The 21299-nt window shown below is 30.9% G+C and carries 20 protein-coding genes and 1 tRNA gene; 13 read left to right on the top strand and 8 right to left on the bottom strand.

What is annotated here, in order from left to right:
- Positions 1 to 13 precede the first annotated feature (13 nt).
- On the bottom strand, positions 14 to 1132 hold the full coding sequence (locus tag ACY3IT_RS03370; protein ID WP_463083379.1) for an ROK family protein: 1119 nt from the start codon (positions 1130 to 1132) through the stop codon (positions 14 to 16).
- A gap of 121 nt (positions 1133 to 1253) precedes the next feature.
- On the opposite strand from ACY3IT_RS03370, the gene ACY3IT_RS03365 reads away from it, so the two are divergent.
- From ACY3IT_RS03365 to ACY3IT_RS03355, 3 genes are read left to right on the top strand one after another with little or no spacing between them, the layout of a single operon-like run.
- Positions 1254 to 2084, top strand: a complete 831-nt coding sequence (locus ACY3IT_RS03365; RefSeq protein WP_463083378.1) for a metal ABC transporter substrate-binding protein — start codon at positions 1254 to 1256, stop codon at positions 2082 to 2084.
- Positions 2068 to 2811, top strand: a complete 744-nt coding sequence (locus ACY3IT_RS03360; RefSeq protein WP_463083377.1) for a metal ABC transporter ATP-binding protein — start codon at positions 2068 to 2070, stop codon at positions 2809 to 2811. The genes ACY3IT_RS03365 and ACY3IT_RS03360 overlap by 17 nt, the downstream gene beginning before the upstream one ends.
- A gap of 2 nt (positions 2812 to 2813) precedes the next feature.
- Positions 2814 to 3608, top strand: coding sequence for a metal ABC transporter permease (locus ACY3IT_RS03355; protein WP_463083376.1), 795 nt, complete (start codon positions 2814 to 2816; stop codon positions 3606 to 3608).
- A gap of 2 nt (positions 3609 to 3610) precedes the next feature.
- Here ACY3IT_RS03355 and ACY3IT_RS03350 read toward each other — a convergent pair whose 3' ends face one another.
- Entirely contained in the window at positions 3611 to 4825 is a 1215-nt protein-coding gene (locus ACY3IT_RS03350) for an ROK family protein (protein ID WP_463083375.1), read from the bottom strand.
- Between the two features lie 198 nt (positions 4826 to 5023).
- On the opposite strand from ACY3IT_RS03350, the gene ACY3IT_RS03345 reads away from it, so the two are divergent.
- Positions 5024 to 5884, top strand: a complete 861-nt coding sequence (locus tag ACY3IT_RS03345; RefSeq protein ID WP_463083374.1) for a VIT1/CCC1 transporter family protein — start codon at positions 5024 to 5026, stop codon at positions 5882 to 5884.
- 24 nt (positions 5885 to 5908) lie between these two features.
- Here ACY3IT_RS03345 and nuoF read toward each other — a convergent pair whose 3' ends face one another.
- The 3 genes from nuoF to ACY3IT_RS03330 form a co-directional block, all read right to left on the bottom strand.
- Positions 5909 to 7540: an NADH-quinone oxidoreductase subunit NuoF gene (gene nuoF / locus ACY3IT_RS03340; RefSeq protein WP_463083373.1), complete on the bottom strand. Its 1632-nt coding sequence runs from the start codon at positions 7538 to 7540 to the stop codon at positions 5909 to 5911.
- Positions 7537 to 7998 (bottom strand): NADH-quinone oxidoreductase subunit NuoE, encoded by a 462-nt coding sequence (gene nuoE, locus ACY3IT_RS03335; RefSeq protein WP_463083372.1) that lies wholly within the window; start codon positions 7996 to 7998, stop codon positions 7537 to 7539. Before nuoE ends, nuoF begins: the two co-directional genes overlap by 4 nt.
- Before the next feature lie 63 nt (positions 7999 to 8061).
- Positions 8062 to 9999, bottom strand: coding sequence for an HD domain-containing phosphohydrolase (locus ACY3IT_RS03330; RefSeq protein WP_463083371.1), 1938 nt, complete (start codon positions 9997 to 9999; stop codon positions 8062 to 8064).
- A gap of 49 nt (positions 10000 to 10048) precedes the next feature.
- On the opposite strand from ACY3IT_RS03330, the gene ACY3IT_RS03325 reads away from it, so the two are divergent.
- The 3 genes from ACY3IT_RS03325 to ACY3IT_RS03315 all read left to right on the top strand — a co-directional run bounded on the left by ACY3IT_RS03325 (position 10049) and on the right by ACY3IT_RS03315 (position 11706).
- Positions 10049 to 10729, top strand: a complete 681-nt coding sequence (locus ACY3IT_RS03325) for a PrsW family glutamic-type intramembrane protease (protein WP_463083370.1) — start codon at positions 10049 to 10051, stop codon at positions 10727 to 10729.
- Complete coding sequence (locus ACY3IT_RS03320; protein WP_463083369.1) at positions 10722 to 11438, top strand: HAD family hydrolase; 717 nt, start codon at positions 10722 to 10724, stop codon at positions 11436 to 11438. Before ACY3IT_RS03325 ends, ACY3IT_RS03320 begins: the two co-directional genes overlap by 8 nt.
- 61 nt (positions 11439 to 11499) lie before the next feature.
- The gene (locus tag ACY3IT_RS03315) at positions 11500 to 11706 is read left to right on the top strand and encodes a hypothetical protein (RefSeq protein ID WP_463083368.1); all 207 of its coding nucleotides are present in this window, start codon (positions 11500 to 11502) and stop codon (positions 11704 to 11706) included.
- Positions 11707 to 11748: 42 nt separating this feature from the next.
- On the opposite strand, the gene ACY3IT_RS03310 is transcribed toward ACY3IT_RS03315, so the two are convergent.
- Positions 11749 to 12672, bottom strand: coding sequence for a D-2-hydroxyacid dehydrogenase (locus ACY3IT_RS03310; protein ID WP_463083367.1), 924 nt, complete (start codon positions 12670 to 12672; stop codon positions 11749 to 11751).
- Between the two features lie 50 nt (positions 12673 to 12722).
- On the opposite strand from ACY3IT_RS03310, the gene cysS reads away from it, so the two are divergent.
- The gene (cysS, locus tag ACY3IT_RS03305) at positions 12723 to 14120 is read left to right on the top strand and encodes a cysteine--tRNA ligase (RefSeq protein WP_463083366.1); all 1398 of its coding nucleotides are present in this window, start codon (positions 12723 to 12725) and stop codon (positions 14118 to 14120) included.
- A 3-nt stretch (positions 14121 to 14123) separates the two neighbouring features.
- On the opposite strand, the gene ACY3IT_RS03300 is transcribed toward cysS, so the two are convergent.
- The gene (locus ACY3IT_RS03300) at positions 14124 to 15509 is read right to left on the bottom strand and encodes a sensor domain-containing diguanylate cyclase (RefSeq protein WP_463083616.1); all 1386 of its coding nucleotides are present in this window, start codon (positions 15507 to 15509) and stop codon (positions 14124 to 14126) included.
- Between the two features lie 100 nt (positions 15510 to 15609).
- Between ACY3IT_RS03300 and ACY3IT_RS03295 the strand changes: the two genes are divergently transcribed.
- The 5 genes from ACY3IT_RS03295 to ACY3IT_RS03275 all read left to right on the top strand — a co-directional run bounded on the left by ACY3IT_RS03295 (position 15610) and on the right by ACY3IT_RS03275 (position 20107).
- A tRNA-Ser gene (locus ACY3IT_RS03295) sits at positions 15610 to 15698 on the top strand.
- A gap of 88 nt (positions 15699 to 15786) precedes the next feature.
- Complete coding sequence (locus ACY3IT_RS03290) at positions 15787 to 16893, top strand: TIM barrel protein (protein ID WP_463083365.1); 1107 nt, start codon at positions 15787 to 15789, stop codon at positions 16891 to 16893.
- Positions 16894 to 17093: 200 nt separating this feature from the next.
- On the top strand, positions 17094 to 17546 hold the full coding sequence (gene nrdR, locus ACY3IT_RS03285; RefSeq protein ID WP_463083615.1) for a transcriptional regulator NrdR: 453 nt from the start codon (positions 17094 to 17096) through the stop codon (positions 17544 to 17546).
- Between the two features lie 22 nt (positions 17547 to 17568).
- On the top strand, positions 17569 to 19452 hold the full coding sequence (locus ACY3IT_RS03280) for a ribonucleoside triphosphate reductase (RefSeq protein WP_463083364.1): 1884 nt from the start codon (positions 17569 to 17571) through the stop codon (positions 19450 to 19452).
- Positions 19424 to 20107, top strand: coding sequence for an anaerobic ribonucleoside-triphosphate reductase activating protein (locus ACY3IT_RS03275; protein ID WP_463083363.1), 684 nt, complete (start codon positions 19424 to 19426; stop codon positions 20105 to 20107). The genes ACY3IT_RS03280 and ACY3IT_RS03275 overlap by 29 nt, the downstream gene beginning before the upstream one ends.
- Here ACY3IT_RS03275 and ACY3IT_RS03270 read toward each other — a convergent pair.
- Positions 20099 to 21280, bottom strand: coding sequence for an MFS transporter (locus tag ACY3IT_RS03270; RefSeq protein ID WP_463083362.1), 1182 nt, complete (start codon positions 21278 to 21280; stop codon positions 20099 to 20101). The genes ACY3IT_RS03275 and ACY3IT_RS03270 overlap by 9 nt on opposite strands.
- Between the last annotated feature and the right edge of the window lie 19 nt (positions 21281 to 21299).

Below are 21299 nucleotides of genomic sequence, written 5' to 3'. Positions count from 1 at the left end.
ATTATAACTTATTTTAAACCTCTTTAAAATACCCTAAAAACCCTAATATACCAGCTCCTATTAACAGACTATCTCTACCTAATTTTGATGAATAAAAGAAAATCTTACCCCTCAAATTATTAAATATATGTTTTTCTACTTTTTCTTTTAAAATTTTTGTGATCATATCAAGAATATTTTGATTTATAAACATATTACCAGAAATACATACAGCTTCAGGAGCCAAAAGATGTATAGCATTTGCTAACGAAATCCCTAAATAATTAAAAGTTCTCTCCAGAATTTCATTTTCCCTTTTATACAAAAATTCCTTCAGAACGTTTTCAAAATCGTTTTCATAACCAAAATCCTTAACTATTTTAGAAAGGGAGGCATAAATTTCCAAACAACCAGAATTACCACACCAACACTTCTCACCATTTTCTTTAATAGTAGTATGACCAATTTCACCTTCGATACCCTGAAAACCTTCCAAGATCTCTCCTTTATAAAATATTCCAAGTCCAATACCTTTCTCTAATAATAGATAAAAAAATGTATTATATCTACCAGCATCCCCATACCAATTTTCAGCTATTAATCCCACATTAGTATCCTTTTCTATATATATAGGTTTCTTATAATATTTTTCTAAAAATGATATAATCTCGAAATTTTCCCAATTTAAACTTACAGAAAGAATAACCTTTCCATTTTCCCTATCAATTATTCCTGGTACTGAGAGAAAAATAGCAATTATTTTTTCACTGTATTTCCTATAAAGAGGATCTATAAGCTTTAATAAATCTTCTTTAGCATCTATCTTGTATGATATACTCTCCTCAATTTCTCCTTTTGCATTAAAAATAGCAGATCTTCCTTCCATACCACTAAGATCTACTGAAAGTACCTTCAAATCTGGATTAATAATTAACTTAGTAGGCCTTCTTCCTCTCTCTGTCTCCACTTTTCCTACTTCTATTATTATTTTCTTTTTAATAAGATCATCTACTATCTCTGAAATAGCAGTCTTTGTAAGATTAGATATTCGAGCAAGTTCAGCTCGTGATCTTGGTCCTGTTCTCATTAATATTTCAAGAATAAGATTTTTGTTATATGTTCCTATATATTCAGGAGTTCTCCCTTTCTTCATACTACTTCTCTCCTTTTTGTTAAACTTAATATTAAATTCATTAAAATTTTAACATAAAAAATTTTTTTTCCAATTGTGATATAATATCCTACTAAAAACCAAAAAGGTGGTGTCAATTAAAATGAAAAAGATAGTTATTTTTATCATACTATCAATAATAACTCTTTTAAACAGCATTTATGGAATTCAAACCATATCAGTATCCATTCCTCCCATAGGTAGCATCTTAAGATATATTGCAGGTGAAAAATGGAGGATAGAAGTACTTTTACCCCAAAATACAAATCCTCATCTTTTTGAGCCAACCCCAAACACCATGAAAGCCATAGAAAACTCTAAACTTATAATAATAAATGGGGGAGATGTAGATCTATGGGCAATGAAACTTATTAATACTAAACAAAAAGATCTTCTCATAATAGCGGATAGGATTAAAAACAAAGACGATAACCCCCATTATTGGCTTGATCCTCTCATGGTAAAAGAGATAGCACAAGCCATTTACGAAAAATTAAGAAGCATTGATCCCCAAAATCAAGCTTATTATCAAAATAATTTAAAAATTGTGGAGAAGAATATCCAAGAAATTGATAATTATATAAGGAGAAGTCTATCTCCCTATAAGAAAAGGGAGATCATAGCATATCATCCTTCTTGGTATTACTTTTATAAAAGATATGATATCAAAGTATTGAGCTATATAGAGGAAGGAGAGGGAAAAGAGCCATCCTTGAAGAAGATTCAAGAGATCATAAATATTATTAAAAAACATAAGATTAAATATATTGTAAAAGAACCTTTTATTAATCCACCAGTGATAAGAACAATACAAAAAGAAACAGGAGTAAAAGTAGTAGACATGGATCCTATAGGTTTCAATAAAGATTATTTTTCCTTAATAAAAGAAAATACTAATATTTTGAGAAGTATATTTTATGAACAAAATCATTGAAATAAAGAATCTAACTTTTTATTACAATAATGATAAGATATTAGACAACATAAATTTAGAGGTAGATGAAGGAGAATTTTTGGGTATTATAGGCCCTAATGGGGCTGGAAAATCTACCCTTTTAAAACTAATAGTTGGCATATTAAAACCTCAACAGGGTAAAATAATTTTATTTGGAAAAGAAATAGATAATATCACTTATGAAAAAAAATTTGTTGGATATGTACCTCAAAAACCTGATATGGAAAAGTATCTACCATTAAAAGTAAAAGATATTGTTGCCTTTGGAAGAAGAATCGTTAGAGATTGGAAAGCACTTAACAAAGAAGACCATGAAATAATTAATAAAATAATGGAAAAGTTAGAGATCAAAGAATATGCAGATAAAATATTTAGTGAACTTTCGGGTGGACAACAACAAAGAGTATTAATTGCAAGAGCCTTAGTTCAAAACCCCAAAATTCTCCTTTTAGATGAACCAACAGTAGGTGTGGATATAAAAACTCAATATAACTTTTATAGAATTCTTGAAGAGCTAAAAAATCAAAAGATCTCTATTATTTTAGTAACCCACGATATCGGAGCTATCACTAATAAGGTGGATAAACTTGCATGTCTAAATAGAAAGTTGTATATTCATGGATGCCCTGAAGAAATTAAAATACACGGGGCATTAAGAGAAATATATGGTGAAGAATTTATATATTTAACTCATAAGGAGGATTAATTTTGGATATTTTTCAATATTCTTTTATGCAAAAAAGTATTTTAGCTGGTATATTTATAAGTATAATTTCAAGTATTATAGGCATCTATATTCTCTTAAGAGGGATAACCTTCATGGGGGCAGGAATAAGTCATGCGGTATTTGGGGGGTTAGCTTTTGGTTATCTACTCAATATAAACATGACTTTAACATCTATAATATTTACTATAATAATATTATTAAGTATGCCATATATAACTAAAAAATCAAAATTAAAAGCAGACGTACCAATAGGTATTTACTTTTCCTCCTCTATGGCTTTAGGAGCATTGCTTTTAAGTTTTCATAAAGGTTACACAACTAATCTTTTTAGTTTCCTTTTTGGAAGTATTCTCTCTATAGGAGACCAGGATCTTTTTCTAACAATTACATTTACAATTTTTCTTTTGTTCTTTTCTTATAAAAATTATTGGAAGATTTTATTTATTATCTTCGATGAAGAATCTGCCAAAGCCTCTGGAATAAACACATCCCGTTTAGAAACCTATATATTAATCCTCACTGGTATAGCCATTGTACTTATAAGTAAACTTGTTGGCATCATCTTATCTTCAGCTTTAATTATTATTCCTGTAGCTACTTTAATACCTTTTATAAAAGACATAAAAAAATTAGCAATCTATACCATATTATTTACCTTTTTAAATATCTTATTGGGATTAATAATTTCCTACCACTTTGATACACCTTCTGGCTCCACTATCGTTATGCTTGGAACTCTTGTTTTCTTTATCTCCCTATTTTTTTCAAAAAAATAAAATTACCTATAAGTTTCTTCTTCCGCCTTCTCAAATATTTTTTTAAGCAAAGTCTCTTCTATTACCTCTGCTGCAGCTCCTATAGGTCCTGTTAAACCACCTAATTTAGTAGTAATAATCTCTGGTATAGGAGGAAAGGCATGAAGATTTACTACTCTCTTTACAGGATCCAAAAGAAGCTCCTCTGCTTTGGAAAGTCCTCCAGCAATAATAACAATTTCAGGATTTAGTATATTTATAAGATTAGCAATACCTATGCCTAAATAAGTTCCAAGCTCTTCAAAAATATTAAGAACAAATCTATCTCCAGATTTCCCAGCCTCAATAATCTCATCTAAAATCTCATCTCTACTCTTATTTTCCAAATTCACCTTCGTATATGCATTCTTGCGAATACCTTCTAATATTTTTTCATAGAGCACCTGCGTTGAAACATAACTCTCTAAACATCCATAACTTCCACATTTACATTTATTTCCATTTTTCTCTATAATTGTATGTCCAAACTCCCCAGCTCTATCATCAGGTCCCCTATAAATTTTACCATCAAGCACTAAGCCTGCACTCACACCACTTCCTACCCTTACACATATGAGATTATCCTTACCAATACCAGCACCATACCAAAGCTCTCCATAAGTGACAGCTTTTACTATATGTTCAATAAAAATAGGTACTCCCTCTATGTATTTAGAAAGATATTCCTTTATTTTTACATTTCTCCATCCAAGATTCGGCGAAAACAAACACACTCCTTCCTTTCTATTTATTGTACCAGGTACAGCTAACCCAACTCCAATAATATCCTCCTTATTTACTCCATCAATCAAAGAACGATATATATTAACTACTCCATTCAAAACCATATCTACATCATTGTTATATAAGACAATACTCTCTTTTCTCAAAACTCTCCCAGAAAGAGCCATTAATATGCCTGTAATCTTATCCTTCTCTATCTCTATTCCTATAGGATAATAACCTACCTCATTAAGAGTAAGTTCTATAGGACGCCTGCCAACTTTTGTTACCTGGGCAGGACTTTCCTTTATTATCCCCACACTTATTAGATTTTCCACAATACTAGATACTGCAGAAGGACTTAATTTTGTAATCTTAGAAATGTCATAACGAGATATAGGCCCCATTCTTCTTATGGTATCAAGTACCAAAGATATATTAGCAATTCTCATACTTTTTATATTTACAGGTTTCAACTTCTATTGACCTCCAATCAAAAATTTTTTTTACCATAAAAAATTATATTATTTTTTATAAATTAAAGTCAATAAAATAAATACAATTCAAGAATTATAAGAGGATAATAAAAGAATATCTTTTTACATCTGTATTATTTAACCTAAGCGTAAAAATTATCCATTGTGATAATATATAAGGAAGAAAGGAGGTAAAAAATGGAAGAAAAGATTTTATTGAAACTTCAGAGAAACGAAATAACCGAACACAATATATATAAAATTCTTTCAAAAGGGTTAAAAGATAAAAAAAATAGGGAAATACTTTTAAAAATTTCTCAAGATGAGTTTGCCCACTACAACGTACTAAGGAAAATAACCCAAAAAGATTTAAATCCTAATAAATTTAAGCTTTACTTGTATCTCTTTCTTACAAAGATTTTTGGTTTTACCTTTGTACTCAAACTTATGGAAAAAGGAGAGGATAAAGCAATAGAAAGCTATAGAAAAATTATTAATAAGTATCCACAAATTAATGAAATCCTTGATGATGAAAAAGAACATGAACAGAAATTATTAAATACCTTAGATGAAGAGAGATTAAACTATATTGGATCAATGGTTCTTGGATTGTCAGATGCCTTAGTGGAACTTACAGGTACCTTAGCAGGTTTAACCTTTGCCTTCCAAAATACAAAGCTTATATCCATATCTGGATTAATAACAGGAATCTCAGCTGCATTATCAATGGCAGGATCAGAGTATCTCTCTTCGAAAGCAGAATCTTCTGAAAGAAATCCTTTGAAATCTGCAATAACCACTGGAATAACATATATTATGACAGTTTTAATTCTAATCCTTCCCTACTTAATAACACAAAATTATATCCTTGCTTTAATTTTAACTCTTCTTTTTGCAGTCATTTTAGTTGTAATCTTCAATTTTTATATATCAGTTGCAAAGGACTATGAGTTTAATAAAAGATTTTTAGAAATGACAATTATTATCTTTTCTGTATCCTTTATAAGTTTCTTAATAGGGGTTTTTGTCAAAAAGGTTTTAGGAATCAATATAGATTAAGAAGGGGAAGCTATAAGCTTCCCCTTAAGATAAAACCACTACTTTTCTCCCACATCTATTTGCCACACAATATTTTTCCTTAAAATGGTTTATAAATTCATCCTTAAAATATCTAATTGCAGAAACCACAGGAAGATGTACCGATTGTCCTAATGGACAGAAGGATGTATCCTTCATTACAAGACTAATATTTACCATTTCATCTATATCCTCTTTAGAACCCTCTAAATTAGCAAACCTATTTATTATTTCTACCAATCTCTTAGTACCAACTCTACAAGGAGTACACCTACCACAAGATTCATGCTCAAAAAATCTTAAAATACTCTTCAACATATCTACAATACATGCTGTTTCATTCATAACTAATATAGCCCCAGATCCAAGGACTGCTTTATATTCTTTTAAGTTTTCAAAATCCATCTTAACATCAAGCATTTCCTCTCCTAAAAAGGCACCAGCTGCTCCCCCTACTAATGCACACTTAAACTTTTTCCCATCCTTTATCCCGCCACCATATTGGAAAATTATCTCTCTCAAAGGAGTACCCATCTCTACTTCTATAAGGCCTGCATTTATCACATCTCCTAAAATGGTATAGACCTTAGTGCCTGGACATTTTTCTGTTCCAAATTGCCTAAACCATTCAGCTCCATTTCTTACAATATCAGGAATATTAGCCAATGTTTCCACATTGTTCACTACAGTTGGCTTATTTCTCAATCCCTGAGAAACAGGATAAGGAGGCTTTATTCTTGGTACTCCTCTTTTACCCTCCAAAGATTCTATTAAAGCTGTTTCTTCTCCACAGATATAAGCACCTGCTCCCTTCCTCACCTCTATATCAAAGGAAAAATTACTACCAAGAATATTATCTCCAAGAAGTCCATAATCTTTTGCTGTTTGGATAGCTTTCTGCATACGATCTATGGACAATTTATATTCCCCTCTAATATAAATATATCCCTTCTTAGCTCCTACCGCATAACCAGCAATAGTCATGGCTTCAACTATTCTATAAGGATCACCTTCTAAAATTAATCTATCTTTGAAGGTTCCCGGCTCTCCTTCATCAGCATTACATATAACATATTTTTCATCTGCAGGAATTTTATAAGTAAATTCCCATTTCAAACCTGTGGGAAAACCTGCTCCTCCTCTACCTCTAAGTCCTGAATCTTTAACCACTTTTATTACATCTTCAGGTTTCATTTCAAAAATAGCCTTAGTTAGGCCATCAAATCCATCAGAAGCTATATATTCTTCTATACTCTCGGGATTTATCACTCCACTATTTTTAAGTACAATCCTTACTTGTCTCTTGGTTAACCCAACCTCTTCCTTTACTACTACTGATGGGGTAGTAATTTCTTCTATCATAAGTCTTTTTAAAGGTCTTCCTTTTACAAAATGTTCCTCTACCAATTCTGGAATATCTTCCGGTTTTACATTGCCATAATAAACTCCTTCAGGATAAACCACCATTACTACACCTTTCCCAATAATTCCAAGAGGACCTGTTTCAATTACTCCTACTTCCTTATCAATACCCCTTTTTCTTAATTCATTTATCAAAGCTTCTTCTACAGCTTTTGCTCCTGCCAACAAAGTGTTTGCATCTATGGATATCAAAACATGACTTCTTACTATACTCATAAATTCCCCCTCTTTTCCTCCAAGATTTTATCAATCTTCTCAAAGGTAAGATTTCCATAAACATCATCATTAATCATCATAGCAGGAGCTACCGCACATACCCCAAGACAGCTTGTAAGTTCCAAAGTAAAAAGTCTATCAGGAGTAGTTTCTCCAACCTTTATCTTCAATTTTCTTTCTAAATATTCTAAAAGGGACTCAGATCCAACTAAATGACATGGAGGTGAATCGCACAATCTTATCACATATCTTCCCCTTGGTTTTAAACTAAACATGGAGTAAAAAGATGCCACACCTTCCACATAGCTCACAGGAAGATCTAAATATTCTGCACATAGTTTTATATCTTCTGGAGTTAAATAATTATAAGGGTTGCTATCTTGAAGGGCATGGAGAATCTCAATAATATAATCCGGATTTTTGGGAAAACTTTTAAGAATCTCCTCTTTTGTCTTCATATTTTACAACCCCCAAATTTTATGTTTCCTTTTAAATAGTGTAAAATATAACGATTTAATCTGTCAATAATTTTCCTCTATCATTTCCTCTTTTATAACCTCTATCATAATTTCGGCTATTTGAGGATCAAACTGTTTTCCCTTATTTTTCTCTATCTCTAAAATAGCCTCCTCAAAAGTCATCGCTCTTTTATAAGGTCTTTCACTGGTCATAGCATCAAAAGCATCAGATGTTGCAATAATTCTCGACTCCAATGGAATTTCATATGAGGATAATCCATCAGGATATCCTAACCCATCCCACCTCTCATGATGATATCTAACAATTTCTGCTAAATCTCTAAATTCATCTACCTGTTTTAATATCTCCTCACTTTTAATAGGATGGATTTTTACAATTTCAAATTCCTCCTGCGTTAATCTTCCATTTTTATTTAAAATACTTTGAGGAATATAAATTTTACCTATATCATGTAATAATGATGCCCAATATATCTTCTTAATTCTTTCCGGAGATAAAGCAAGCTTTTCTGCAACCTTTACAGCATATTTAGCAACCCTTTCAGAATGCCCCTGAGTATACTTATCATAGTATTCAAGAGTCTTAATAAGAAGAGTTACCATTTTGCTTAAATAAACTTCTCTTTCCCTAATATGTACTCTTATACCATAAAATGCTGAAATAATATTTCCAAACTTTTCAAGTATTTCCACATCCTTTTCATCAAAGGAATATATACTTTCCTTTGGAATAACACAAGCCAAATAACCATATATTTTTTCTTGCCATTTAAGAGGGTATAAAAGCATCTCTTTCATATTTATATCCTTTAAAAAACTTGGCTCTCTTACTAATGTAATATTTTGTATATTCAAAATGTTATTACTTTCTTCTTTTGAAATTAATAATCCTTCCAAATTATTATCATATCCATTCATGGCTAAAATCCTTAAAGAATCCATATGTCTATAAAAAAATACACCATAAGTATCTTTACCCAAGATTTTAACAATAATCTGTAATACTCTCTTCACAAAGTCATAATCCTTCAAATCTATGCTTGAAATATAAGATACATTTCTTATAAAGAATTCAAATTTGTCAATTTGTTCTCTGAGTTTATCATGAACTCTTTTCAATTCTTTTGTAGCTTCTCTTACTCTAATAGAGAGAATTCTATTATACGAAAGAACAATGATTAATATGGAAAGTCCAATAATCACAATATATAGAACAATTTTAGGAAGAATTGAAGGAACTTCTTCTTTAAATGAATATTTTTCTAATAATCTATCCATATCTTCTTGCGGTATTTTAGACAATCCCTCATTAATAACAGATACAATATGGGCTTTATTTTTAAGAGAAGCCACATAAAGATAGTTTGTATATATTACAGGCCCTTTAAAAAATTCATAAATCAAATCATATTTGGTCAAATAATAGAAAGCAGGTGGATCATCCATGATAAATACTTTTATTTCATCCTTTTTAGCAGAAAGTATTATATCAGAATAATTACTATAAAACTTAAAATTAACCTGCGGATTCTGTAAGAGAAAAATCTCTATTAAAGCATCGCCTCTTTTTGCCCCCACAATAAAGGGTGTAACATCCTTTGGATAATTTATTTTTGGTATACTTTTATGATAATAAATACTTGATGTAACCTTAAAAATCGGTTTAGAAAAAATTAAATACTTTTCTCTTTCAGGCGTTTTAAATATGGTATCTATAGCATCAACTTTTCCTTCAAAAAGTATATTTTGGGCTTTACTCCATTCTTCTGGAATAAGCTCTATTTTTATTCCTGTCTTCTCACTCCATATCTTCCAAAATTCTACTGATATTCCTACTAGATTTCCTTTCTCATCGATGTATGTAAAGGGAGGATAATCTTTATCTGTAATAATTTTTATAGAATTATTAGAAGATATAGGGGGTGCAATAAGACAAAATATTAATAATGTAAGAAGACATCTAAAAAATTTTAACTTCATATTAATCTTAATTTTATCATGTTTTATGCTATAATTTTACCATAAAAATATGAATTTACTGCTAATATCTATAGCTCCAGGAATTGCCATCTCTTGGTATGTGTATCATAAAGATAGATGGAATAAAGAACCATCAAAAACTATAATTTATGCATTTATATTAGGAGCCCTCGTATCTTTTCCATCTGCATTTTTAGAAGTTGTTATAGATTTACTTAATTTATTTAAACCACACAGAGATTTAGCCTCCCTTTTTATATATACATTTTTCGGAATTGCACTTATAGAAGAAGGAGCAAAGTACTACGTCATTTATAAATTTATCTATCCCAAAGAAGAATTTGATGAACCCTTTGATGGTATTGTTTATTCGGTAATGGTTGGTATGGGATTTGCCACAGTAGAAAACATATTCTACGTCCTACCGGAAGGATATGTGGTAGGTTTTACAAGAGCTTTTTTGGCTGTACCTGCCCATTTTGTTATGGCTCTTTTTATGGGATATGCATTTGGACTTGCAAAGTTTGGTGTTAAGCCTGAAAAACATCTAACACAAGCATTATTCTACCCAGTTTTTTGGCACGCACTTTACGACTTTTTAATTTTGACAAATATATGGTATCTTTCCATCCTTATTCTACCAATTGTATATATAGTGGGAAGGTGGATATGGAAAAGAGGACAAACGCTGATTATAAATGAAAAAGGGGAGGAAAGTAAATATGATTAAAGCAATACTCTTTGATCTTGATGGCACCTTACTATATAGTGATTTAGAATTATTTACCAAACATTATTTCTCTATGTTAAGAGAAGAATTTAAGAAAATAGGAGATGCAGATTCTTTATTTAAAAGTTTAAATATTGCGGTAACGAAAATGATGCAAAATAGAGGACCTAAATCTAATAACGAGGTATTTTGGGAAGAATTCGAAAAATTAGTAAGCATAGATAGAAATATTATGGAAGATTTCTTTTATAACTTTTATATTGAAAAATTTCCAAAATTAAAAGATACGGTAAAAGCCAGACCAAATCCATACGCAAAAGAAGTTATTGAGAAAGCATTTGATTTAGGTCTCAAAGTAGTAATAGCCACTAATGCAGTTTTTCCACTCATAGCCATAAGGGAGAGATTAAGATGGGCAGAAATAGATAATTTTAATTATGACTTGATAACCTCTATGGAAATTATGCATGCTTGCAAACCATTTCCTGAATACTATAAGGAAATCTTGGAAAAAATAGGAGAAAAGCCAGAAAAAACCATAATGGTTGGAAATGATTTACAAGAAGATCTTTCTGCCAGCTCCTTAGGTATTATTACTTTTCTAACCAAGGATGGACAAATATTAAACGGAGATAAACCAAAGTATACTCCTGACATTATAGGAAAAATGGAGGATCTTTTAGAGATTCTTCCTCTACTTTCTAAATAAGGCCTTTTGTTTTATAATATTTTTGTATTTGTTTTCTCACAAAATAAGGGAGGTGACAATTTTGTTAAGCAAGATATTAATCATTCTATTTGGTATTATCTGTATTGGATTAGGCCTATGGGGGCTCATAGTTTGGTGGTCCTATTTTCTGAAGGCTTTAATGGCTGGGGTACCAATATTTTTAATTTTCTTAGGAATAATTTTGCTTATCTTTGGATATACAGAATTAAAAACTATACTTTCGGAAAAAAGAGAGAAAAAAGAATAATATATTAAAAAGAGGGGGACTTAATGCCCCCTCTTTTTTTTACTAATAACCAGCTTCTTTATCTACCACATTGATCATCCTTTCTACATTAGGATACTCTTTCAGATTCTTCAAAAAAATCTCCACTACCCTTTCATCATAATAAGGAGTCATTCCTGCAATATGCGGTGTTATAATTACATTCTCCATATCCCATAATGGGCTATCATTAGGTAAAGGTTCATTATAAAATACATCAAGTAGTGCACATTGTATTTTATTTTCCTGTAAAGCCTTTATTAAAGCCTTTTCATCTACTGTTCTACCTCTTCCCACATTAACAAAAATAACATTATTTTTCATTTTATTAAATTCTTCTTCAGAAATAAAATTTTCTGTTTCCTTAGTAAGAGGCAGTACTATCACAATAATATCTGAATCGTTCAAAAGCTTATCTAAATCTTGAAAAGTCAATAACTCATCAGGTTGTATTTTTATATTCTCTTTTTTCTTTTTAAGCCCTATAACCCTTATATCAAAACATTTAGCAATTCTTCCTATCTCTTGTCCTATATTACCGTAACCTATTATACCCATAGTTTTTCCAGTAAGTTCATCACACCACTCTATCTCATCTTTATTCCACCTTTTCTCTATTTTTCCTTTTATTGCCACATTTATCCTACGAGTCCATGAAAGAATTAAACCAAAAACATGTTCAGCAATAGATTTCGGATGAACTCCACTAGCAGAAGTCAAGATTACATCAGAGTTAATAATATCATCATAAAGCATATGATCCACACCCGCAGATGTTAATTGTATCCACTTTAAACTTTTAGCTTTCTTGAACTCTTCTTTGTTTAATCCCCAACCCAAAAATATATCCGCCTCTTCAATATTATCAGTTATTTCAACATTTTGACTAAGAGCTAAGATTTTATTAATATACTCTTTTTTTAATGGATACCTAACATAAATTTTCATAGAAACCTCCTTTGAAAAAGAATATCATTTTATGATATAATCTTACCACTATGGACTTATACCTTTATAATACTTTAACAAAGAAAAAAGAAAAGTTTGAACCAATAAATCCACCCTATGTGGGAATGTATACTTGTGGCCCTACAGTTTATAACTACGCCCACATAGGAAACTTAAGAACCTATATTTTTGAGGACATTTTAAAAAGAGTATTAATTTATAATGGATATATAGTTACTCATGTAATGAATATAACTGATGTGGGACATCTTACTTCTGATGCTGATGAGGGAGAAGATAAGATTGAAAAGGAAGCAAAAAAGGAAAGAAGAAGTGCATGGGAAATTGCAGAGTTTTACACCGAGGCTTTCAAAAGAGATTTGAAAAAATTAAATATTTTGGAACCAACTATCTGGTGTAAGGCAACAGATCATATACCTGACTTTATAGAACTTATAAAAATCCTTGAACAAAAAGGCTACACCTACAGGACATCTGATGGAATATATTTTGATACCTCAAAGGTGCCTGACTATGGTAAATTAGCAGGACAAGATTTAGAAGAGCTTCTACCAGGAGCAAGGGTGGAATTTAACCCTGAAAAAAGAAATCCTACTGATTTTGCTCTATGGAAATTCTCTCCTAAGGATGTAAAAAGGCAGATGGAATGGGATTCTCCATGGGGAGTAGGTTTTCCTGGATGGCATATTGAATGCTCAGTTATGTCTACAAAATATTTAGGACAACCCTTTGATATCCACTGTGGTGGTGTGGATCATATTCCTATTCATCATACAAATGAAATAGCCCAGTCTGAAGCTGCATATGAAAAGCCGATGGCTAAATATTGGTTGCACGGAGAATTCCTCATTATGGGAGAAAAGAAAATGGCAAAATCCGAAGGAAATTTTCTTACATTATCAGATCTGGAAGAAAAGAGTTATCATTCATTAGCATATAGATATTTTTGTCTTACCGCTCATTATAGAAGTCCATTAAGATTTACATGGTCAGCTATTGAAGGAGCACAAAGAGCTTTAAATAGACTTTATGAAAATATGAAAAGATATCCCAAGATAAAAGCTGATTTTGATAAAGAGTATGAAGAAAGATTTCATCAAGCCATAAATGATGATTTAGATATGCCAAAAGCACTTGCCATTTTATGGGAACTTGTGAAAGATGATAAAATAGCATCCGAGGTTAAGAGAGCTACAATTATTCAATTTGATAAAGTATTCGGATTATCCTTAGATAACCCTCCAGAAGTTAAAATTGAAGTACCTGAAGAAATTTGGCAACTTTTAGAAGAAAGAGAAAAAGCGAGAAAGGAAAAAAATTGGGAAAAAGCTGACAAAATTAGGGAAGAAATAAAACAAAGAGGTTATATAATAGAGGATACACCCCAAGGACCAAGAATCAAAAAAGCCACAATCCTTAATAAATAATTTTTATTTCTTTTCTTTATCTTTATACATTCTTTCATCAGCAATCTTTATTAATTCATCTAAGGACTTGCTATCTTCAGGGTAAGAGGCTATACCAAAGCTAAACCCTAAACTAATGCCATCAATATTTGAAAATCTTTCTTTAAAATCACAAAGGGTTCTCTTCATTATTTTCTCTGCCATTTCTCTTGTTGTATTTATAAGAATAATACAAAACTCATCTCCTCCAAACCTTATAATTACATCCCCAGATCTAAAATTCTTTTTAAAAAATTCTACTACTTCTTTTAGTATTTGATCCCCTACATCATGACCAAATTTATCATTAACATCCTTAAAATTGTCTATATCAACAAAGACAAGAGAAAAATAAATATTTTTATCCACTAATTCTTTGAAAATAACATCTAAATATCTTCTGTTGTAGGTTTGAGTTAAAACATCCAAATAAGCTATCTCTTTCATAATATCTCTTTCTATTAACAACTTTTCTTCTCTTATCTTGATCTTATCTATCATATTTTTAAAAGCTCTCATAAAATCGCCAATTTCGTCTTTTCTATGAATATCAAAATCCACATCATAATTTCCTCTTTCTATTTCCCTTGCTATTAGTACTAACTTCTCAAAAGGTCTCATTATATAGGAAATTAGAAATTGGGAAATCAAAAGAGATGATATTAATATAAAAAGAGTAAATGATATAAGCATTATTAAAGATGATCTATATATTAAATATATAATCTTGCTCTCTTTTTCTATATGAACCAATATGTTTTCACTTAAAGGAATCTCAATATGATAGGATGGATACTCATAATAATTTCTTAACTTTTCTTCTCTAACATCTCCTATATTTAAAATCGTTATTTTAGCATCTAAAAAATTCTCCCATTCTCTAATTATCTCTTCATCTATAGGTTTTGCAAACAACAAATAGGCATCATAAAAATATCTTTTATCATCGCTCATTACTGGACCTACAGCACATAGAAATACCTTTTCTCTATAAGAATAGAAGAAAACTTCTACCTCTTTTATTTTCTCTTTTAGAAAATCTTTTGGGATATTACGGAATGAAGAAGTGATAATTTCTCCATCTTTTGTAAAAAGAATCACATCATATTTAAGGGTTTTCTTAACCCATGGATTAATATTTGCCTCTAAAAACTCCTTGTCTCTTCTCTTAACTCCTTTTTCTCCCAAATCCATCCAATAAATATAATCTGATAGATTAACAATTAAAATACTCTTTTCTTTTTCCAATAATTTACTAAATAAGCTTTGAGTATTTCTAACTTCTTTGTTTATATTTTCTCTGAAAACGTTTTTTACAAGGAGTATACCCCCGAGAATAAAAACAAAGGAAATAAAAATATTAGTAATCACTAAAATCAAAGTTATTTTGGTTCTTAGACTTATCTTTTCTTGACCTCCTTTTCCATATTGAATAGATTATATCATAAGTTTTTGCTAAAATATTCATGAAGGAGAGGTGGCCGAGTGGACGAAGGCGCTCGCCTCGAAAGCGAGTAGGCTGACAAAGCCTCGTGGGTTCGAATCCCACCCTCTCCGCCATATTTTTTTAATTACCATTAAAACGATTGCCTAAATAGATCTCTTATTGTAAAATATTTTAAAAACTAATAATAAGGAGGTATAAATTATGCCCTTTGTAGATCATCGTTCTCAAAAGATTAGGAGGAATAAAGAGGAACTTCTTAAACATCTTCAAACCTTCAAATTAGATCTTAAATTTTCAGTGGGTATCTGGTACTTCACTCCTGGAGGTGGCAGATTCCATGAACCTTACGTAGAACAAAAAAGTATTCCAGAAAGAATAGAAATGGCTGCTGAAATGGCTAAATATGGAGTGAAGGGAATAGAAGCTCACTATCCTGCAGAAGTCAATGAAGAGAATCTTCATCTTTATAAAAAACTCGAAAAAGAAGCTGGAATAAGACTTGTTGCTGTTCCTTTAAGCCTTTTTTACGATAAAATATTTGAATTTGGCTCTCTTTCTAATCCTTATGAAAAATATCGTAAGGTAGCCTATGAAAGATTAGTAAACGGTTTAAAATTGGTAAAAGAAGCTAACGCAGATATTTGTATAATATGGCCTGGAATTGATGGATATACTTATTCTTATGGACACCTTTACTATCATATGTGGGATACCTTTGAAGAATTAGTAGCCCAAGCTATGGACGAAGTACCAGGAGTACAAGTTGCTATTGAACCAAAACCTTATGAACCAGCACCAAACAATATATACAGAACTACTGCTGATGGAATATTAGCTGCGAGAGACATAGAGTCAAGACTCAAAAACCCCGAAAATCTCAAACTAATAAATGAAGGACATGCATTAGTAGGCTTAAATCCAGAGGTGGGTCATGTCAGAATGGGATTTGAGGATCTTCCTTATGCTTATGCCAGAGTTGCAAGAGAAGGTAGACTATTCCACACTCACTGGAACAGCCAACCTCTCGGAAACTATGACCAAGACCTAAATGTGGGAGTAGTTGACTGGGATTCTACAGAAGCATTACTTTATACACTAAAGATGATAGGTTATCAAGGATATTTTGGAATTGATATAAATCCTGAAAGAATGTCTGTACAAAAAGCAATAGAAATCAATACAAAAGTCCTCAACATTATGAATGAGAGAATTGAAAGACTACCTCACGAAAGAATCATTGAGTGCTATTTTGATCCAGAAAATCACAGAGGAGAATTAGAGTTAATCTTAGCAGAAAACCACAAATAAGAAGATCTTCATTAAGAGGGGGAGAAATATATCTCCCTCTCTTTTTTAACCTTTTTTAACTTATGGTCAAAAAATTATAAAATAACTCATAATTTAAAATTTTTTGGTAAAAAAATCCTCATATCTCAGTTTTTTCCCCTTTGAACTATATATTGAGTTGTGATATAAATATAACCACAATATTTAGTGGGGGTATAGAAATGAGATGTCCATTTTGTAATTATGAAAATACTTCTGTTATTGATACCAGAGAAATAGAAGATCAAAGAGTAATAAGAAGAAGAAGAGTATGTCCAAGATGTAAGGGAAGATTCACCACCTACGAAAGAATAGAAGAAAAACCTATTATGGTAATCAAAAAAGATGGTAGAAGAGAACCTTTCGATAGAAATAAGCTTTTAGCAGGTTTACAAAGAGCAGTAGTTAAAAGAAATATTGATAGCGAAAAATTAGAAGCTATTATTGATGAAATTATAGGGGATATAAAGAAACAAGGAGTAAGTGAAATTTCCTCAAAGGAAATAGGAAAAATGGTATTAGAAAAATTAAAAGATTTAGATGCAGTTGCATATGTAAGATTTGCTTCTGTATATCAAGAGTTTAGTTCCTTAGAAGAATTTGCAAAACTTCTTTCTCAGATGAAAAAAGCATAAACTAAGCAAGGAGGTATGAAAAATGATTAGTAATCTGAATGATCTTATAAAAGAATACTTAAACAGAGAAGACTGGAGAGTAAACGAAAATTCAAATATGGGATATTCTCTCCAAGGCTTAAACTATTATCTTTATTCTTCTCTTATAGCAAGATATTGGTTAGAAGAAATCTATCCTCAAGAGATAGCAAGGGCTCATCAAAATGGAGATTTTCATATACATGACCTTGGATCTCTTTCAGTATATTGTGTGGGTTGGGATTTAGAAGATCTACTTTTAAAAGGATTTGGAGGGGTAGAAGGAAAAGTTGCCAGTAAACCAGCCAAACATTTCAGAACCGCTTTAGGACAAATTGTAAATTTCATGTTTACACTACAAGGTGAAGCAGCAGGAGCTATTGCCTTTTCAAATTTCGATACACTGCTGGCTCCATTTATAGCTTACGATAATCTTACTTATAAAGAAGTAAAACAAGCTATGCAAGAATTTGTTTTCAATCTTAATATTCCTACTCGAACGGGATTTCAAACTCCGTTTACTAATTTAAGTTTTGATTTAGTAGTACCAGATGATTTAAAAGATAAAAAAGTAATAATAGGAGGAGAAAGAAAAGAAGCCACATATGGAGAATTTCAAAGAGAAATGGACCTTTTAAATGAAGCTTTTGCAGAAGTAATGATAGAGGGTGACGCAAATGGAAGAATCTTTACCTTCCCTATACCAACTTATAGCATAACAAAAGATTTTCCATGGGAAAAGTCAAACTTAACTAAAATTTGGGAAATGACAGCTAAATATGGTACTCCTTACTTCTCAAACTTTGTTAACTCAGAAATGGATCCTTCAGATGTAAGATCTATGTGCTGTAGATTAAGATTAGACAATTCTCTGGTAAGACAAAGAGCTTTAAGTTTTTCTTTAAATGTAAATAATAAAAATGTGGATGAGTTGAAACATAGAGGCGGCGGATTATTTGGAGCAAATCCTCTTACAGGAAGTATTGGTGTGGTAACAATAAATATGCCCAGACTTGGTTATTTATCTAAGAATGAAGAAGAATTTTTTGAAAGACTATATTATCTAATGGATCTTGCAAAAGAAAGCCTTGAAATAAAAAGGAATGTAATAGAAGATCTCACACATAAAAATTTATATCCTTATTCCAAATATTATCTTTCTGGAGTTTATGAGTTAACAGGACAATATTGGGGAAATCATTTTGCCACCATTGGACTTATAGGTATGCATGAGGCATGTGTAAATTTACTTGGAGAAGGTATAGATACATCAGCTGGAAGGGAATTTGCCATAAAAGTTCTTAAATTTATGAGAGAGAAACTTTTAGAATATCAAAAAGAAACTAATAATCTTTACAACTTAGAAGCTACTCCTGGAGAAGGTACATCCTACAGATTAGCAAGAATAGATAAGTCAAAATATCCAGACATTTATACCTCGGGAGATAAAGAACCCTTCTATACCAATTCTACTCAACTTCCTGTTGATTATTCAGCAGATCCTTTTGAAGTATTGGAACATCAAGATGAGCTCCAAAGTCTCTATACAGGTGGTACTGTATTGCATATATTCTTAGGTGAAGCATTGGAAGATATAGAAATGGTAAAAGAGGCAGTAAAACTTATCACAAATAACTATAGATTGCCATATTTCACATTAACTCCCACCTTTAGCATATGTCCTGAACATGGTTATCTTAGAGGAAATTACGAAAAATGCCCTACTTGTGGAAAAGAAACAGAAATTTATTCAAGAGTAGTAGGATATTACAGACCTGTTAAAAGTTGGAATAAAGGAAAACAAGAAGAGTTTAAATTAAGAAAAACCTTCACGTTGACATTAAAGGAGAGGAGAAAACATGAAAATCTCAGGTTACCTGGGATTTAGTCTCGTAGATTATCCTGGTAAACCAAGCTTTGTTATATTTACTCAGGGTTGTAACTTTCGTTGCCCCTTCTGTCACAATCCTGAGCTTATATCTACAAGGAAAAAAGGTATTTATTCTGAAGATTTTATAATAGAGGAAATTGATAGGAGAAAAAAAATAATAAAGGGGATTGTAATAACAGGAGGGGAGCCTACACTAAATGAGGATCTTCCCTCCTTTTTATTTAAATTAAAAAGAAAAAGATATTCCATAAAATTAGATACAAATGGATCAAATCCTAAAATGCTTATAGAACTAATCAAAGGCAAATTAGTTGATTATGTGGCTATGGACTTTAAAACATCACCCTCAAAATATGCTATGGCAATAGGACTTTCAGAAGAATTAGTTCAAAAATATTTAAATAAGATAAAAGAATCTTTAAGAATATTAAAAGAAAGTAACATTAACTTCGAGATTAGAACCACTGTAGTACCAAACATTGTAGAAAAAGAAGATATTATAGAGATAAAAAATATTATTGAAGATGTGCCTTACTATTTACAAACCTTCAAACCTGAAAAAACTTTAGATCATAATTACAGAAAACTATCTCCTTACTCCAAAGAATATTTAAAGGAGCTCAGTATATTGTCAAAAGGAAATTTAAGATAAATTTTTTAATCTACTATTTTTAATCTCTTTTAGAATTAAAAGCCCAAGAATAGAAGAAATTAATCCCTGCAAGAAATTAATCCTATATCCACCCAGATCAATAGTCATTCCAGAAGTAAAATATGCCAAAACCTGTGCCATAGAAATCATAAGAGTATTAACACCCACAAAACTTCCTGCTTTTCCCTTAGGTATATATTCAAGAACAAGACTATAAGGAATAACCATTAAAGACCCTAAACTAATGCCATAAATTATAGATGCAATAAAAGCATGAAAAATCCTGTAGGTTTGAGAAAATATAAAACTGCTCAATCCAAAAAGAAATAAAGAAAAAACAGAAAGTTTTTCTTTAGAATACTTATCAGCAAGGAAACCAGATACAAACGTAGAAATGGCAGTTAAAATTCCAAAAATAGCAAGTACTACCATATAATCATTAATAGAAGCTGAAAGAGCATCTTGAAAGAATAAAAGAATAAATGAACTAACCGACGAAACACCATACCAAATTGAAAATTGAAGAAAAAATAATAAAAACCATAATCTTCCTTTAAAGAATTCTAAATCTAATTTTAGATTTTCTTTTTTACTATCACCTGGTTTTTCAGGTAAAAATAATAGAAAAAATGCAGAAACTAACGTCCCATATTTAAGGAGTTTAAATACTAAATTAGATGCATGGGCAATTACCACGATGAATATATATAAACCTTGAAAAAATTGAGATGTAAAATTTATTATACCTGTTGCACGAGCATATGTATCTTTAGCTATCAGATCAGGAATTAGAGCTTGATAAATGGAAAAACCAGAATAAAAAAACATAAAAGAGAAAGTTATATAAAGATACAAACTGGATATGTCTTTTACTTTTTCAAGGCCACAAACAGAAAAAAGAAATAAAATTAGAAAAAATATTATTAAAATTTTTCTTCCTTTAAGAAAATTCCTAAGTTTATCTGATAAATATCCAATTAATGGGGGTACAACTATCCCTATAAAGCTTCCAAGAGAAAGCAAAATACCAATCTCTGTCTTTGATGAAACAAATTTATTTACAAAAAATACTAATGAAAAACTCCTAAAAGCTTGGAAAAAAGAAAAACTAATACCTCCCAAGCTAATAAGAGCAATAATCCTTATAAATAAACCTACATTTATTATTTTCACAATAATGTAATTTTACCAT

It is taken from the genome of Dictyoglomus sp. GBS, assembly GCF_055179815.1.
This window is presented reverse-complemented; position numbering and strand designations above follow the sequence as displayed.